Source organism: Nisaea sp. (assembly GCF_039990255.1).
GTDB lineage: Bacteria > Pseudomonadota > Alphaproteobacteria > Thalassobaculales > Thalassobaculaceae > Nisaea.
Map to the genome: position 1 here is coordinate 318028 of NZ_JBDXGG010000018.1, position 15623 is coordinate 333650.

Sequence of the window (15623 nt, forward strand, 5' to 3'; positions counted from 1 at the left end):
CTTGGCCGGTGCTTTCAATCACTTTGATGGCTTAAGGAGGTATTCCCAGCGCAGCGGGCGGCGACAAAATGGATCGCGTCGAACTCTTTGCTTTTATGCAGCTTTTTAGTCGATTTACGAGATTCTCGACGCTAGGAGATGTTAACCATGTCGGCGTTACCGGCGCCGGCCGGAGCCGCGCCCCGAGCCGCGTCTGGATGACTTGCCCTTATCCGGCTTGCCTTTTGGGGGCTGCACCGGGCCCTTGACCCGGACCACGGCGCCCTTGGGCAGGGGCTTGCCGTCCAGCGTCATGCCGAGATCTGCCGCTTCCAGCCGCTTGATTTCGTCGCGCAGTCGGCCGGCTTCCTCGAACTCGAGATCGGCGGCGGCGGCATGCATGGCCTGCTCCAGCTCGGCGATGACCTGTTTGATGTCCTTGCCGATCAGATCGCCTTCATCGGAGCCGGTCTCGACCGTGACATGGTCGCCGCGCTCGTAGACGCTTTCCAGAATGTCGCCGATGCTCTTCTTCACGCTTTCCGGCGTGATGCCATGCTCACGGTTATACTCTTCCTGCCGGGCCCGGCGCCGGTTGGTCTCGTCGATGGCATATTGCAGGCTGTTGGTCATCTTGTCGGCATAGAGCAGCACCCGGCCCTCGACGTTCCGGGCGGCGCGGCCGATGGTCTGCACCAGCGAGGTTTTCGAACGCAGATAGCCTTCCTTGTCCGCATCCAGAATGGCGACCAGCGCGCATTCCGGGATATCCAGCCCCTCGCGCAGCAGGTTGATGCCGATCAGCACGTCGAAGATGCCGAGCCTGAGGTCGCGGATGATCTCGATCCGCTCCAGCGTGTCCACGTCGGAATGGATGTAGCGCACCTTGATACCGGCCTCGTGCATATATTCTGTCAGCGCCTCGGCCATCTTCTTGGTCAGCGTGGTGATCAGCACCCGCTGGCCGAGCGCCGCGCAGGTCTTGCATTCGGCGATCACGTCATCGACCTGGGTTTCGGTCGGCCGGATGATGCAGACCGGGTCGATCAGGCCCGTCGGCCGGACAAGCTGCTCGATGAAGGCGCCGCCGGTACGGTCCAGCTCCCACGGGCCGGGGGTGGCGGAGACAAACACGGTCTGCGGCCGCATGTCCTCCCACTCTTCGAACTTCAGCGGCCGGTTATCGAGGCAGGAGGGCAGCCGGAAGCCGAATTCGGACAGCGTCGATTTGCGCGCAAAGTCACCTTTATACATGGCGCCGATCTGCGGCACGGTGACGTGGCTCTCGTCCACGATCAGCATGGCGTTCTCGGGCAGATACTCGAACAGGGTCGGCGGCGGCTCGCCGGGATTGCGGCCGGAGAGATAGCGGGAATAGTTCTCGATCCCGGCACATGAGCCGGTCGCCTCCATCATCTCCATATCGAAGACGGTGCGCTGCTCCAGCCGTTGCGCTTCCAGCAGCTTGCCCGCCTTGTGCATCTCGTCCAGCCGCAGCTTCAGTTCCTGCTTGATGGATTTCGCGGCCTGATGCAGCGTCGGCTTGGGCGTCACATAGTGGCTGTTGGCGAAGATCCGGACCTGCTCCAGCTCGGCCGACTTGTGTCCGGTCAGCGGATCGAATTCCTGGATGCTCTCCACCTCGTCACCGAAGAGCGACAGCCGCCAGGCCTGATCCTCAAGGTGGGCCGGAAAGATTTCGATGCTGTCCCCGCGCACCCGGAAGGTGCCGCGATGGAAGCTGGCATCGTTGCGCTTGTATTGAAGCTCGACCAGCTGACGCATCAGCTTGGTCTGGTCGATGGTGCTGCCGGTCTTCACATTGACCGTCATCTTTCCGTAGGTCTCGACCGCACCGATACCGTAGATGCAGGACACGGACGCGACGATGATGACGTCGTCCCGCTCCAGCAGCGCGCGCGTCGCGGAGTGCCGCATCCGGTCGATCTGCTCGTTGATCGTCGCTTCCTTCTCAACGAACGTGTCCGTGCGCGGGACGTAGGCTTCGGGCTGGTAATAGTCGTAATAGGAGACGAAATACTCGACCGCATTGTTCGGGAAGAAGCTCTTCATCTCCCCGTAAAGCTGCGCGGCGAGGGTCTTGTTCGGCGCCAGCACCAGGGCTGGCCGTTTCACCTGCTGGATCACATGCGCCATGGTGAAGGTCTTGCCCGAGCCGGTAACCCCGAGCAGCACCTGATCCATCTCGCCCTGGGTAATCCCGCCGATCAGCTCCGCAATCGCGTTCGGCTGATCGCCCGCCGGTTTGTATTCCGAGACGATCTCAAACGGATGCCCCCGATCCTGCGGCGCCGCGTCGGACTTCAGGTCGGGCTTCACGGCGCCGTAAAGCGGCTGCGGGCGAGGATCGTCGAGTTGGGTGCTCATGAGGGGAATGTAGGGGGTGGAGAGGCGTGGGGGAAGTGAGTAGGTTTGAGCCTGGTGCCTAGCACACGAAATTTAACATTTTCACCATCCAACTCTTATCCATTCAAGCACGTAGTAACTGCCTGTTTCTGGGTAGAGTATTTCGTGTTCAATAATGGTTGAATCGGCCGATATATAAACATCATTGGTAGTATTTATTTCTTTTCCATCGATCGATATTTTTGCAGAAACAGTTTCTCTTTCTATTGGTAGTTGCTTGGGGGTTGAAACAAGTACGTGAAATTTTCCGTCAATATGATGAAATATTCTTTGTATGAAACTTTGATTTTCTTCAGAAAAAGTGCCTTTCAGGTCAAATTTCATTTCTACATTATATTTTTTTCCTTCAATCATGTTGTTTTTTAATTTTATTTTTACAGCCCCAGTCCCTCCAATGTTAGTAAGTGAGTAATTCATTTGACTTTTATCGAAGTCAGATAATTTTATGTTTTCAAGTAATAAATTTGGCGATCCAGGCGTTAAGTCTAGCAATTCTATAGATGATACGTCGGGTCTAACCGGTACAATAATCGAATTAAAGGTTAGTTTTGCATGTCCTTCACGATTGTCGTCTATATCTATGATCCACGAGTGAAGTTTAACAATGTAAGGCTTTAAAGAGGGGCGAATTTGGTGATTTGGAAGAATACGCGCTAAGAGAATATCGAGTCCTATTTTAAATGATTCTCGGAAGTCTGCATATATTTTTGATCTCAGAAATGGTGGTATAGTGCAGTTGTCGACAACTGCGGGAAGAATAAATACTTTTTCATCTTCAATTTCTCTCATGGTGGCAATCTTAAGTTCCTCTTGAACCCACTTTGAGCCGACGGTGTTTGCCGAGATAACGGCAATCAACCAATCAGCAGTGTCGATGCCTTTTGGAATTTTTTCCAGTAGAGAGTCCCCGACTAGCATCTCCCATTCGTCAAGCCACACCTGCGCTCCGCGTGTCTCCAGTGCCAATGCGAGTTTGCGTACTATCGGTTTGTCACTACTTGAATGGCATATGAAGACTTTCGGGCGTAATTCTACCATCATCTATTCTCTTGCATTGCTGAGGAATTAAGGCGGCACGCACCTAATTCCCCGATGTTATTAATACTATTTATTCTACAATAAATGATGATGCCAACAGGAGTCCAAACACTAAAAATTCAGCAAAAATTGGGTCCAAGGAAATTAAGCGAAATAGCGCTGGTTATTGCCGCGCACTTTGGGCGAAATAATGGGAATTAAGGGAATTATGGGGACACAGCACCTAATCCCACTAAATTGGGCGATAAAAACATCTGTCAGATTGGTCCAATGTTCGATCCTCGCCGCCTGTTGATCTCCCTCGTGACCGAGCCGGTTCTGTTTCCCGGTTTGAGACTCAGAAACCTGCTGCTGTTGTCTTTGGTTTTCTTCATACCGCCGGTTTTTTGGATCGTCGGCTTCGCGATAGACACGGTGGTGATTGGCCTCACGTTCGGCCTGTTCTCTCCCTTGAGTGATGTTGGACGGGAGGGTGGCGGTTCGGAATTAAGGGGACATGGCCGTAATCGCGGCTGGTCACGCTCCGGGTCTATAATACGGGGTCTGTATTGAGCAGCCCCAATAGGCCATGAGAGGAGCGTGACCATGGAACAGTATGTCGGATTGGACGTGTCCCTGAAAGAGACCGAGATCTGCGTTGTGGACGGGAGTGGTGCCGTACTGGCCCGCAGCCGTGTGCCGACGGAGCCGGAGCGGCTGGCCGTGGTGCTTGGCGAATTGGCGCCAGCAGCGTCGGTCGTGGTGCTGGAGACGGGCGGGCAGTCGAGCTGGTTGCACCAGGAGCTGACCCTGCGCGCTGTTCCGGCGGTGATCGTGGATGCGCGCCGGGCCAAAGCGGCGCTGTCCTGCCTGATGAACAAGACCGATGCCAACGATGCCGAGGGTCTGGCGCAACTGGCCCGTACCGGCTGGTACCGAGAGGTGGCTGCCAAGCGGCCGGAGACACGTATCATCCGCAGCCTGCTGCTCGCCCGTCAGCAACTCGCCAAGGGGCGCCGGGACATCGAGAACCAGATCCGCGCCCTGCTGCGCGGCTTCGGCCTTGCTGTCGGGGCCGTGGCAAAGCAACGCTTCGAGACAAGGGTCCGGGGCCTTCTGGAGGAAATACCGCTGCTGCAGGATGCGATAGAGCCGCTGCTGGCAGTCCGGCGCACGCTGCTTGAACAGAGTGACGGGTTGGAGGAGCGGATACGGGATGTGGCCGCCACCTCTCCGGTCTGCACCAGATTGATGAGCGTGCCCGGGGTCGGGCCGATAACGGCGCTAGCCTTCGTCACCGCCATCGACGATCCGGCGCGCTTCAAGCGATCGGGCAGCGTTGGCGCCTATCTTGGCCTGACGCCTCGAACTCATCAGTCGGGGGAAACAGCCTGGTCGGGCCGGATCTCCAAACACGGCGACGCGCTCGCCCAGCATATGCTCTACGAGGCTGCCAACAGCTTGCTCTGCCGGATCCGAAAGTGGTCCGCCCCAAAGGCCTGGGCGGCGCGGCTGGTCAAGCGCGTCGGGCCGAAGAAGGCACGCGTGGCGCTCGCCCGCAAACTCGCCACCATCCTGCACCGGCTCTGGGCCGACGGCACCACCTTCCGATGCAGCGCCGCATGAGCAGGAGTGACTGAGGACCATTTGCCAGCTTCGTCCCCGCCGGACGAGAGGCGCGGGCCAAACCCGCCAGTGTGTGTGCGTCCGACCATCAACGGAAACGCGCAATTGGGACATTGGGAAGCCCAAGCCTTCTGAAGCCATCATGCGGCGAGCCAAACAAACACCAAAAGGCTCAACAGACCGCGGAGACAACCATGATACCGGCGGGAACGAAAACGCGGTGCTTGACGAAAGAGGCCGCGATTAGACAACACACGACTTAATTCAAAATCAGCGGTCTCACGCGGCGCAATCAGACATTCCGCCGGCACCTTCCACTCCGTATGCAGTCGCCACATCGCCGCCTTCGATAGCTCACGTTTGCCGAGTAGTACTTCGCTGGCCCGGGAGCGGGAATTTAGCAGGCGGGCGAGGTCGCTTTGGTGGTAGCCCTGCGCTTCCATGGCGTGGCGGATGGCCGAGACCGGATCGGCTGCGGGGATCGGGGTGTGTTTTGCCTCCCACGCTTCCACCAGAATGACGAGCACGTCGGGTTCATCGCCTTCGGAACTGTCCGGCGCCGCATCCATCAGGGCGTCGATCCGCGCCAGCGCTGCCGCATGGTCGACCTCGGTCTTGATCGGGCGTATTTCCATCATCTGCTCCTTCTCCGGCCTTTCCAGCGCGCCGTGTATTCAGACCTTCGTCACATCGATCTTGTCATATGCCGCATGCTTGCCTGGATCACCCTAATGCCAGATGCCGATAGAATGATCTGGCGTCCCTGTAACTAATTGATTATATGACGCTATTGTTGTTGGCCTCAGGCGAGAAAATGCTGTGAAAAGCTTCCTGTTGAGTGAGCTGAGAGAGGTTGGAAACTCGGTTCGGTATGGCGATGCAAAATGCGTTGTGATTGCCGGGGCCAGTTTTACGCTTTTGATCTCTTACTTTCGGTACCTGTTCGGGGAACAGGGCAATACGTGGGAGATCGTGGCGTCTCAAGAGTTTGGCAATCTGCCGATACAGGACACTCTGATTGTGTCGCTGTTGACGGCGTCTTTTATGCTGTCATCTCTGGCACTCATCCCCTCTGTCTCAAAAAGATCCTTAAGAATTAGCAGCGTGAACTGGATAAACAGGATGTTCCGCCGCGATGGGGTGGGTCCCGGAGAATACGGCATTGTTTATTTCCGCGACATTGCGATGCATCACAGCGTTGAGGCATATGGGCGGTCGCTGACGCGCAAGTTTGAAGTCGAAAATAGTCTGGATGACGTGGAGTCCGATCTCGCGACGCAAATTTGGATTGTATCGCGTATCGCGACGACGAAATTTCTGATCGCCAGTTTTTCGATTTATTTTCTTTTCATCGCTGTGAGTCTGTTCTTCTTCATGTTCATTTTTTGATCACGGCCAACGACGGGTTAAAAACTGATCTAAGAACAAGGGTAAATCCCGCATCGAAATCCGCAGCGTATGGCACTGAAAACGGCAGCTTCCCCGCGGCGTTACCAGTCGCCTGATCAAAAAGCCGATCTGCAGATCCTTGGCGTGGAAGCTGGGCATTCAGGAGATAATGGCATGCGGGGCGGGTAGGGCCTAAGCCGCTAGAGCGCTTTGGTGTAGATGTCCCGCGCTGCTTCAAACGTCATCTCCCGTGGATTGTTGATAAGCAGACGCTCCTGTTTCATCGCGTCTTCGGCCAGCATCGGAATGTGGTTGTGATTCACGCCAACCTCCGACAAGCGCGATGGCATGCCGAGCTTCGGGCCGAGTGCCAGGAAGCTGTCGATCATGCCTTCCGCACGGGCCATTTCCGGCTTACCGGCGAGGTCGGGGAAAATCAAAGGCGCGAGCTCGGCATAAGCTGATGCTGCTTCCGGCAGGTTGTATTCCAGCACATAGGGCAGAACGAGCGCGTTCGAGAGGCCGTGCGGCACATGGAAGTGCCCGCCGAGCGGATAGGCCAATGCGTGGACGGCGGCGACCGGTGCGTTGGCAAAGGCCATTCCCGCCAGCATTGACCCAAGGAGCATATTCGACCGTGCGGTCCGGTCTTCCGGTGTGAAACACGCCTTTTCAATGTTTGCGCCTAACAGCTCCAGCGCCTGTTTGGCCAGGCAGTCTGACACCACGTTCTTCAGGCGCTTCGAGGTAAAGGCCTCGATGGCATGAACCATCGCGTCGATCCCGGTCGCGGCGGTAACCGGAGCCGGCAATCCCACGGTGAGTTCGGCGTCGAGAACCGCGAAGTCCGGCAGAAGTTGCGGGGCGACGACGCCCTTCTTCTCGTTCATGCCGGTGGTTACGATCGAGATGGGCGTCACTTCCGAGCCTGTTCCGGCAGTCGTTGGTGCGAGCACCAGTGGCAGCCTTTCACCCCGGACCTGATTAACGCCGTACATCTCGCTGATCGGCTGGTCGGTATTCAGAAGTACGGCAATGAGTTTCGCGGTATCCAGAGACGATCCGCCGCCGACTGACGCCACGCAATCGACACCTTCAGCCCGCGCGGACTCTACAGCGGCCAGGACCATCGCTTCCGGCGGGTCGGGCTGCACATCCGAGAATATCCAGACCTCCAGCCCGGCCTTCCGAATTCCATCCAGCGCAGCTTCGGCCAATCCATGTTCGAGAATGATTGCATCCGTGACGAACGCGACCTTCCGGCAGCCGCGGTCGGCCAGAAACGCGCCGATCTTTGCCGTGCCGTCGATTTCGGCGAGCACTGACCCAGTCGTCTGAAAGCGGAAGCTGTCCATGATGTTTCCCCGTGAATGCCGCGTAGTGAAGAGCCTCGAGCACGGCATATTTCATTCGATTTTGCAGTTTAGACGTACGCGAAAGTACGTGCCGCGCCAACTTCGAAAGGCGCTTGCAATGCCGGTAGCAACGCCATTCTTCACCGAGCGTCATGCAGCAGGAGGTTGTTGATTTGTTATGTTATAGTATAACATTGCATTTGTACTATACGGTCAATTGCAGGAGCTATCGCGTATGCAAGCCGCAAACTCACCGTCACGCTTGCGCGGCGGCGCCCCGAATCTCGATACGACTGACACACGAGCGACCCTTGTCCTTGCCTCGGCCGCGATGGTGGCGGCATGACAATCGTCCGAGAGCTTGTGAGACAAGAGACCGCCATCGGTGTTGGCGTGGTAGATCGTCCCGAGGGGCTGTCGATTATCCAGCGGCCGGATTGTGCCGCGGCCGTTTGGCAGCGGCTTCCCTTGGCAGGATTTCAGTCTTGGATCGACATGCTGCCCCCGAGTAATTTGCCTAAAGCGCGCGTCATTCTTCGGGTGGAGGATGTGCACGATGCTGTGACGCAGATCTGCGAGGCATGCGGCACGCCGGATTGTCCGGAGCGGCAGATGCTGGTGGATGACACGGCAGCCCTTGCGAACCTTTTTGCGGGATTGATGGATACGGCCTATCTGCGCCTGCGGTTCGATGTGGTCACAACGAACTCCTGCCGGAAGTTCCACATCGATGCCGTCACGGCCCGTCTCATCTGCACCTATCGGGGGACCGGTACGCACTATGGCAATGCTGCCGGCGATGCCGCGCCGAGGCGCGTCTTCACCGCTGGGACCGGCGCGCCGATCCTGCTGCGCGGGAGGCTTTGGCCGGAGAGTCCGGATGCCGGGCTACAGCACCGCTCTCCACCCATCGCAGGAACCGGCGAGACACGCCTTGTGCTCGTCCTTGACCCCGTTGCCGATCCGGAGGCTCACCCGGATCGCAGACTCATGCACTGATTTGTTTTTTTGAACTGGAGACCCAAGATGAAGACACGCGCAGCCATTGCGTGGGAGCCCAACCGCCCGCTGGAAATTGAAGAGATCGATCTTGAAGGCCCGAAAGAGGGTGAGGTTCTCGTTCGGATTGTCACAACCAGCTTGTGCCACACTGACGTGTTCACACTGTCGGGTGAGGATCCTGAGGGGTTGTTTCCGTGCGTCCTCGGCCATGAAGGGTGCGGTGTCGTCGAAGAGGTCGGTAAGGGTGTTACGTCTGTGGTGCCCGGCGATCATGTGATCCCGCTTTATGTTCCCGAAGATCCCGACTGCCCATACATCAAGTCAGGTAAAACCAATCTTTGCCAGACCATCCGAAAAACCCAGGGTGCCGGGGTGATGCCGGACGGAACATCGCGCTTTTCGTACAAGGGAAAGCAGATCCTGCACTATATGGGCACCAGCACATTCAGCGAATATACTGTCTTGCCCGAGATTTCCGTGGCGAAGATCTCAAAAGAAGCACCCCTGTCCAAAGCGTCTGTTATGGGCTGCGCGGTGCCGACCGGTATGGGCGCGGTGCGCAATACGGCAAAGGTTGAAGCGGGCGCGACCGTTGCTGTCTTCGGTCTGGGCGCGGTCGGAATGGCCGTGGTTCAAGGTGCCGTGATGAACGGTGCGTCGCGGATCATCGGCATTGACGTCAACCCGTCGAAATTCCTGCTGGCGAAATCCCTCGGCGCGACTGAGTGCATCAATCCGAGGGACCATAGTGCTCCGATTCAGGACGTTTTGATCGAGATGACCGGCGGCGGGCTGGACTATACGTTCGAGGCGGTCGGAAATGTTGATTTGATGCGTGCAGCGTTGGAATCCTGCCATAAAGGTTGGGGTGAGTGTACTGTCATCGGTGTGGCCGGTGCGGGCCAGGAGATTTCAACACGGCCCTTCCAGCTCGTCACCGGACGGGTGTGGCGCGGGACCGCTTTCGGCGGCGTCTTGGGCCGCAGCGAATTGCCGGGCATGGTCGATGAATGGATGCGCGGTGATTTCAGTGTGGACCCTTACATCACGCACCACATGAACCATGGCCAGATCAATACAGCCTTCGACCTGTTGAAGGCTGGAGAATCAATCCGATCAGTCATCCACTTCCAGCCGCAAGAAACCATGACAGTCAACACACTGCCGGGAATGGTGCTGCCCGAGTAAGAATTTAGGGGGTAGGTGGCTTATTCCGGAAACAGTGAAACAGACTACCAAGCTTCCGCGACCCACGGACATTGCGTAAGATTTACCCGTCACTGCGTTGTCAGAGGCTATAACGAACCTCTAATCGGCAACTCGCCGTCGGGGAAATCTTACGTCCTGGAGGTCATGGGATGGGCGTTCTTAGGGAAGATCAGATTGAAATCTTCCGCCGTGACGGTGCGATCGTAGTGGAGAATGCCGTATCGGCGGACGTGCTCGCGGCTCTTCAGGCAGAATTCGGCGACTGGGTCGAGGAGAGCCGTGCGTATGACGCGCCCTACGGCCAGATCTGTGACGGGCGTCCGCGCTTCGATATCTAAGAAGATCATGCGCCGGATCATCCGTCGCTTCGGCGGGTGGCGTCGCCAACCGACATTTCAGAGACCTACGCTTCCGCTGCCTTTGACAGCGCGATGACCGATATGGCGGCGGATCTTCTCGGCTCTAACGTGCGCTTCCACCACGCCAAAGTGAATTCGAAGCTGCCGCTGACCAAAACAATTGTGAAGTGGCATCAGGACTTTCCGTTCGATCCGCACTCCAACGACGACACGCTGACGGCCCTGTTGTTCCTCGACGACGTGACCGAGGAAAACGGCCCCCTTATGATCGCGCCAGGATCTCACCGGGGCCCGCTGCTCTCGCACTTCCAGGACGGCGTCTTTATCGGCGCGGTCCCGGATTCGGCTGCCAGCGGTTTCGCCGCCGAGGCTGTGCCCTGCATTGGTCCGGCGGGCGCCGTCTGCCTGATGCACAGCCGTGTTGCGCATGCCTCCACTGCCAACAATTCTTCTGCGGCACGAACACTCTATATCGTGACATATGCTGCGGCCGACGCTGCGCCTCTATCGCCTGTTGCGGTGCCCAGCCCGCATCAGGGGCGGATCGTGCGCGGGGCCGAGCCCGGCCGTATTCGGTCGATACAGTTCGATATAGAGACCCCGGTCATTCCGAAAGGCGCTTCTTTCTTCGCGCAACAGGTCGGGAAAGACTGACGCGTATCCCATGTCTCTCCGGGGTCATTCCCAGCAAACCGCTGAGCAGGGGGCGGTCAGATTTACAGACCAGACTAATAGAACCCGACTTCCCGCACCTCGATCTCCGCCTCGTGATCCCGCCCGAAAGCAACGATGCCGATGGAGGTCAGGCTCGCTGCTCCGGGTGTGTCCGCGAGCAGCCAGCCAGAGGGCTCGAAAGCCGCAAGTGGCAGCCGGACCTCGGCCCATTCCGCCCCCGCCTCGAAGCCTGCCTGGTAATATTGCCATGGCAACAGGGTGCCGGTGGTGCGGAGATGGACGAAATAGCGCTGACTATTGCCGCGCACGCTGAGCCTGACGCCTTCCGTTCCATCAGGTGGCGGCGTGCCTAGGGTTGTGCGGAACTGGATGAAGCCACCGTTGTTCTCGGTACTGACGCTACCGGTCAGACGCGCGTAGGAGATGCCGTTCTCCGTGCGGAAATCGACCTCGCCAGTCGACACCCCGCCCATCACAGTATCGGCGATGAAACGCCAGCGTGTCTCCGGACGGTCGTCGAACGTCTCGATCATGAGCTTCTCAGCTGTGGCGCCTGGCCCGGGGGAAATTGCGAGCATTACCGCGAGGGCCAGAAAGGTCCGTTTCATCATCTTCCGATTTTCCGCTTCCGGTCTGGGGATTGCCGGGTCACTAACGTAAATAGTCGTCTGGCAGGCGGTGGCCACCCCGAGGGTGGCCATGTTTGAGGGCGACATAAGTTTATATACCGGCGGAGGAGTGTATGAATTGAGGTCATGCGGCTTCTGGCGCCGTCAGGCTCTCGTAACTCTCGATGCGCCGTAATCCGCTGAACAGCGACACCGCGAAAGATGCGGCAAACGCCAGAGCCACGAACATAATCCCGACCTCCGGTCCCGCGGCGCCGGCAACGGCGCCGCCGATCAGCGCGCCGAGCGGGCGGATGCCGTAAATGGCGGATTGGATTACTGCGTTAACCCTTCCGAGCAAGGCGGGAGGTGTGACGAGCTGGCGAACCGAGTTCTGAGCGTTCAGCCACATCGAGGGGCCGAAGCCCAGGCCGAAGAAGCATGCATGCATTAGGTAATCAGGGCTTCCCGGCCCAATCAGCGTTAGGCAGGCGGCGGCGATGGCCGAACTGCCGGGCCCGAACAGCAGGACCGTGCTCGGGGCGAGTTTGTCCGCGATGAGGCCGGACAGCCAGGTGCCTGTGGCTGCCGCCAACCCGAAGGCCGAGAGGGCCACGCCGAAGCTGCCGGGATTGAATTGATATATGTCCCGAATGGTCGGCACCAACACGACGAGCAGGGCCGCAAAGGCAAGGTTCCAGAAGATTGCGCAGAAGGAGATGGCCAACAGCAGCTTGTGCGCCACGACATAGCGCCCGCCCTCAAGAATCTGTGTGATCCGGGAGACGTGCGGCGCCTGGGATGTCTCGAATGTTGGCAGGGACGCGGTGAAGAGCAGTGCGCCCAGGGCCGCGCATGCGGCGGCGACATAGATCAGCGGGGCGGCAACCTTGGCCACGACCAGACCGATTATGAGTGGAACTATGAAGCTGCAGATCGCGCGGGGTGTCTCGATGGAAGCATTTGCGCGGGCCAGCCCGGATGGCGGTGCGGTTTTCGGCAGGATCGACAGCGCGGTGAGGGCGAACAGGACGGTGCCGAACCCGGCCAAGGTTATGCTTGCCCCGAACCAGACAACATTACCGGCCCAGACGCCGAGCCCGGCGCACGTAAAACCAAAAAGAGAGATCACGGAAGAGACGATGGCGAGGCTACGTTGCTGCCGCTGGTCTACCAGAACACCAAAGGGGATCGAGCCCAGCAGATGCGCCACGGACTGACAAGCGACGAGAATACCGATGAGCTCGGCGGAGGCATTGAAAACAAGCGCGGCGACAAGCGGAACGGAGACAAGGGCGATCTGATCGCCGAGATGTGTCCCGTAAGCGGCTCCAGCAAGGCGATGAATGACGGACATGTGTATCTCCAAAACGTTTAGCCGGGTGATACGCACCGGTGCGGTTTCGAGATATCCGATTGTTGCGCGGGATTTCGGTCCCTCCCTTAGTCGGATTTTTCAGATGATCGCGGAAAACCCATTTTATTAAAGTTATGATTACTTTTATGGTGTTTGCTGTAATCTAGTCCATCATTTCGGTACCCCCGCAGAGAAGGCACACCATATGGGCATGCGCATTCGCGAGGATTATCGCGGCATTACCGGGCCGGAAAAAGCTGGCATCCTTTTGATGTCTCTTGGCGAAGAGCAAGCCGGTAAGCTGTTCTCTCTGCTTGACGATGAGGAAATCAAGGAAGTCTCTCAGGTCATGGCGGGGCTCGGTACGGTGAGTTCCAACATCGTCGAACGCCTTTTTGTAGAATTTGCGGAACAGGTTTCGTCGACCGGCTCGCTCGTCGGCTCTATGGATTCGACCGAGCGGCTGTTGACCAAGGTGCTCGGCGGCGAACGTGTCGGCGATATTATGGAAGAGATCCGTGGTCCTGCCGGGCGGACCATGTGGGACAAGCTCGCCAATGTGAACGAGCAGGTTCTCGCGAACTTCCTGAAGAATGAATACCCGCAGACTGTCGCCGTGATCCTTGGCAAGATCGGCCAGGCACATGCCGGCAAGGTGCTGTCGATCCTGCCGGAAAACTTTGCCATGGAAGTTGTCATGCGCATGCTCCGCATGGAGGCGGTGAACAAGGATATCGAGAAAGACGTGGAGCGCGTGCTGCGCACCGAGTTTATGTCGAATCTTGCCCGCACCAATCGGCGCGATAGCCACGAGATGATGGCTGAAATCTTCAACAATCTTGACCGGGCGACCGAGTCCCGCTTCCTGTCTGCGCTGGAAGAGCGCAACAAGGACAGTGCGGAGAAGATCCGCAGCCTGATGTTCACCTTCGAGGATCTCTCACGTGTCGACCCAGCCGGAGTTCAGACCCTGCTCCGCGCACTCGACAAGGACAAGCTCACCATCGCGCTGAAAGGCGCGTCGGAGGAGTTGAAAGACCTGTTCTTCTCCAACATGTCGGAACGTGCGGCCAAGCTGTTGCGTGAGGACATGCAGTCGCTCGGCCCAATGCGCCTCAAGGATGTGGAGGACGCGCAGACCGCCATGGTGACGGCGGCAAAGGATCTTGCCGACAGAGGCGAGCTGGTGATTGGCGGCTCCGGCGGCGACGACGAGCTGGTTTACTGACGCGGGCTAGCCGACACTCTCTCTACCCAACATTCGCCGTTATCCCGCCATCCACCGGCAGGCAGATTCCGGTGATATACCCAGCCTCGTCCGAGGCCAGGAACAGCGCTGCATTGGCCACGTCCCAAGCAGTTCCGGTATGGCCCTTGAGCGGCACGCCCGCCGCACGTTCGGCACGGATTTCGTCGCGAGACTTCCCGGTTTCGTTTGCCCGCCGCTCGATCGCCATCGGCGTATCCATCAGGCCGGGCAGAATCGAGATCGCGCGGATGCCGTAGGGCGCGTTCTCCATCGCGATATGGTGGGTCATGGTGTTCACTCCGCCCTTGCTGGTCTTGTAGGTAACGGTGCCCCGGGCGGCGATAGACGAGGTCGAGGAGATGTTGAGGATCACGCCGGAACGTTGCTCCCGCATGACCGGGAGCACGTGCTTGCAGGTCATGAACATGCCCTTGAGGTTCATGTTCATGAGCTCGTCCCACATGTCCGCCTCCATATCCGGCGTCGGCTTGTCCCCGCGTGACCGCCCGACATTGTTGTGCAGGATGTCGATGCGTCCGAAGCGTTCGACGCAGGCCTCGGCGATGCGGCGGCAGTCGCCTTCGCGGGTGATGTCGGCGACAGCGACCTCCGCCTCGGCCCCTGACTCCCGGCAGAGTGCGGCGGTTTCCCCGGCCCAGTCCGCGTTCGCGTCGACCAGCAGCAGTTTCGCGCCTTCCTCGGCAAAGCGAAGGGCAACGGCCCGCCCGTTCCCGGCGGTCTCGCCCGGTTGCTGCCCAGCGCCGACGATGATCGCGACCTTGTCTTTCAAACGCATTGGGATTCCCCGCCCATAGGTTTTGTGTGGGCGTAGTCTCCTCAACTTCGGAGCGGTTGGCAAATTGCGGGCGTGCCTACTCTTTCGGCAGACCGCCCTTTTTGACCGCCATGTTCGTGAACTTGTTGAGGGCCCCGGTCATTTTCTTGAAGACCGCGTCCCGATCGGCGATGCCGTGGCGCTTTGCCAGCCACGCGGGATCGGTATAGCCGAGCTTCACGGACCCGTCCGCCGCCTGCCATGCGAGCGCTTTCAAGGGCAAGTCCAGTCCGATCTGCGGGTTCGACTGCATCAGCGGCGTGCCGATCTTTGGTGTCCCGAAGATGATCAGGGCCGTCGGCGCCAGCTCCATCCCGACCTTCTTTGCGCCCTTGGCATGATCGATCCGGGCAAAGACCGTAATTCCGGCCCGCTCCAGCGCGATGCCGAGGCGGTCGAGAGTCTTGGTCACGCCGAAGTCACTCGTCTTGACGATCATCCCGTTGCCATCGGCCCTGGCGAGACCGGGAGCCAAGGTGATGACGCCAAGAAATAGAACAGCGAGAATGCTGGTGTGCAGTTTGTGACTCACAAAT

General features: G+C 58.5%; 15 protein-coding genes. 7 read left to right on the forward strand and 8 right to left on the reverse strand.

Annotation, left to right across the window (positions count from 1 at the left end; translation table 11 throughout):
• Positions 1-156: 156 nt before the first annotated feature.
• Positions 157-2367, reverse strand: a complete 2211-nt coding sequence (gene uvrB / locus ABJ076_RS11720; RefSeq protein ID WP_348187517.1) for an excinuclease ABC subunit UvrB — start codon at positions 2365-2367, stop codon at positions 157-159.
• An 81-nt stretch (positions 2368-2448) separates the two neighbouring features.
• Positions 2449-3447 carry a toll/interleukin-1 receptor domain-containing protein gene (locus ABJ076_RS11725; protein ID WP_348187515.1) on the reverse strand — a complete coding sequence of 333 codons (999 nt, stop codon included), beginning with the start codon at positions 3445-3447 and terminating at the stop codon, positions 2449-2451.
• Positions 3448-4029: 582 nt separating this feature from the next.
• Between ABJ076_RS11725 and ABJ076_RS11730 the strand changes: the two genes are divergently transcribed.
• Positions 4030-5049 carry an IS110 family transposase gene (locus ABJ076_RS11730; protein WP_348187511.1) on the forward strand — a complete coding sequence of 340 codons (1020 nt, stop codon included), beginning with the start codon at positions 4030-4032 and terminating at the stop codon, positions 5047-5049.
• Positions 5050-5189: 140 nt separating this feature from the next.
• On the opposite strand, the gene ABJ076_RS11735 is transcribed toward ABJ076_RS11730, so the two are convergent.
• Complete coding sequence (locus ABJ076_RS11735; protein WP_348187508.1) at positions 5190-5687, reverse strand: XRE family transcriptional regulator; 498 nt, start codon at positions 5685-5687, stop codon at positions 5190-5192.
• Between the two features lie 181 nt (positions 5688-5868).
• On the opposite strand from ABJ076_RS11735, the gene ABJ076_RS11740 reads away from it, so the two are divergent.
• Positions 5869-6438 (forward strand): Pycsar system effector family protein, encoded by a 570-nt coding sequence (locus ABJ076_RS11740; RefSeq protein WP_348187505.1) that lies wholly within the window; start codon positions 5869-5871, stop codon positions 6436-6438.
• 200 nt (positions 6439-6638) lie between these two features.
• Here the strand turns inward: ABJ076_RS11740 and ABJ076_RS11745 are convergent, their stop codons facing one another.
• On the reverse strand, positions 6639-7793 hold the full coding sequence (locus tag ABJ076_RS11745) for an iron-containing alcohol dehydrogenase (RefSeq protein ID WP_348187503.1): 1155 nt from the start codon (positions 7791-7793) through the stop codon (positions 6639-6641).
• A 342-nt stretch (positions 7794-8135) separates the two neighbouring features.
• Between ABJ076_RS11745 and ABJ076_RS11750 the strand changes: the two genes are divergently transcribed.
• The 4 genes from ABJ076_RS11750 (at position 8136) to ABJ076_RS11765 (ending at position 11017) form a co-directional block, all read left to right on the forward strand.
• Positions 8136-8792, forward strand: coding sequence for a DUF1826 domain-containing protein (locus ABJ076_RS11750; protein ID WP_348187501.1), 657 nt, complete (start codon positions 8136-8138; stop codon positions 8790-8792).
• 27 nt (positions 8793-8819) lie between these two features.
• On the forward strand, positions 8820-9983 hold the full coding sequence (locus tag ABJ076_RS11755) for an S-(hydroxymethyl)glutathione dehydrogenase/class III alcohol dehydrogenase (protein WP_348187500.1): 1164 nt from the start codon (positions 8820-8822) through the stop codon (positions 9981-9983).
• 170 nt (positions 9984-10153) lie between these two features.
• On the forward strand, positions 10154-10342 hold the full coding sequence (locus tag ABJ076_RS11760) for a hypothetical protein (RefSeq protein ID WP_348187498.1): 189 nt from the start codon (positions 10154-10156) through the stop codon (positions 10340-10342).
• Between the two features lie 36 nt (positions 10343-10378).
• The gene (locus ABJ076_RS11765; protein ID WP_348187496.1) at positions 10379-11017 is read left to right on the forward strand and encodes a phytanoyl-CoA dioxygenase family protein; all 639 of its coding nucleotides are present in this window, start codon (positions 10379-10381) and stop codon (positions 11015-11017) included.
• A gap of 74 nt (positions 11018-11091) precedes the next feature.
• Here the strand turns inward: ABJ076_RS11765 and ABJ076_RS11770 are convergent, their stop codons facing one another.
• Both ABJ076_RS11770 and ABJ076_RS11775 read right to left on the reverse strand, forming a co-directional pair.
• Positions 11092-11649 carry a CIA30 family protein gene (locus tag ABJ076_RS11770; protein WP_348187494.1) on the reverse strand — a complete coding sequence of 186 codons (558 nt, stop codon included), beginning with the start codon at positions 11647-11649 and terminating at the stop codon, positions 11092-11094.
• Positions 11650-11791: 142 nt separating this feature from the next.
• Complete coding sequence (locus ABJ076_RS11775; RefSeq protein ID WP_348187492.1) at positions 11792-13003, reverse strand: MFS transporter; 1212 nt, start codon at positions 13001-13003, stop codon at positions 11792-11794.
• A 205-nt stretch (positions 13004-13208) separates the two neighbouring features.
• Here ABJ076_RS11775 and fliG point away from each other — a divergent pair, with 205 nt between their 5' ends.
• Positions 13209-14231, forward strand: coding sequence for a flagellar motor switch protein FliG (fliG, locus tag ABJ076_RS11780; protein ID WP_348187490.1), 1023 nt, complete (start codon positions 13209-13211; stop codon positions 14229-14231).
• 22 nt (positions 14232-14253) lie between these two features.
• Here fliG and ABJ076_RS11785 read toward each other — a convergent pair whose 3' ends face one another.
• Both ABJ076_RS11785 and ABJ076_RS11790 read right to left on the reverse strand, forming a co-directional pair.
• Positions 14254-15048, reverse strand: coding sequence for an SDR family NAD(P)-dependent oxidoreductase (locus ABJ076_RS11785; protein ID WP_348187488.1), 795 nt, complete (start codon positions 15046-15048; stop codon positions 14254-14256).
• A 76-nt stretch (positions 15049-15124) separates the two neighbouring features.
• Complete coding sequence (locus ABJ076_RS11790; protein ID WP_348187486.1) at positions 15125-15619, reverse strand: DUF302 domain-containing protein; 495 nt, start codon at positions 15617-15619, stop codon at positions 15125-15127.
• Positions 15620-15623: the final 4 nt, after the last annotated feature.

Bases quoted from the DNA above. Each gene is read 5' to 3' on its own strand.
- uvrB (WP_348187517.1), bottom strand. From the start codon at position 2,367: ATGAGCACCCAACTCGACGATCCTCGCCCGCAGCCGCTTTACGGCGCC.
- ABJ076_RS11725 (WP_348187515.1), bottom strand. From the start codon at position 3,447: ATGATGGTAGAATTACGCCCGAAAGTCTTCATATGCCATTCAAGTAGT.
- ABJ076_RS11730 (WP_348187511.1), top strand. From the start codon at position 4,030: ATGGAACAGTATGTCGGATTGGACGTGTCCCTGAAAGAGACCGAGATC.
- ABJ076_RS11735 (WP_348187508.1), bottom strand. From the start codon at position 5,687: ATGATGGAAATACGCCCGATCAAGACCGAGGTCGACCATGCGGCAGCG.
- ABJ076_RS11745 (WP_348187503.1), bottom strand. From the start codon at position 7,793: ATGGACAGCTTCCGCTTTCAGACGACTGGGTCAGTGCTCGCCGAAATC.
- ABJ076_RS11750 (WP_348187501.1), top strand. From the start codon at position 8,136: ATGACAATCGTCCGAGAGCTTGTGAGACAAGAGACCGCCATCGGTGTT.
- ABJ076_RS11755 (WP_348187500.1), top strand. From the start codon at position 8,820: ATGAAGACACGCGCAGCCATTGCGTGGGAGCCCAACCGCCCGCTGGAA.
- ABJ076_RS11760 (WP_348187498.1), top strand. From the start codon at position 10,154: ATGGGCGTTCTTAGGGAAGATCAGATTGAAATCTTCCGCCGTGACGGT.
- ABJ076_RS11770 (WP_348187494.1), bottom strand. From the start codon at position 11,649: ATGATGAAACGGACCTTTCTGGCCCTCGCGGTAATGCTCGCAATTTCC.
- ABJ076_RS11775 (WP_348187492.1), bottom strand. From the start codon at position 13,003: ATGTCCGTCATTCATCGCCTTGCTGGAGCCGCTTACGGGACACATCTC.
- fliG (WP_348187490.1), top strand. From the start codon at position 13,209: ATGGGCATGCGCATTCGCGAGGATTATCGCGGCATTACCGGGCCGGAA.
- ABJ076_RS11785 (WP_348187488.1), bottom strand. From the start codon at position 15,048: ATGCGTTTGAAAGACAAGGTCGCGATCATCGTCGGCGCTGGGCAGCAA.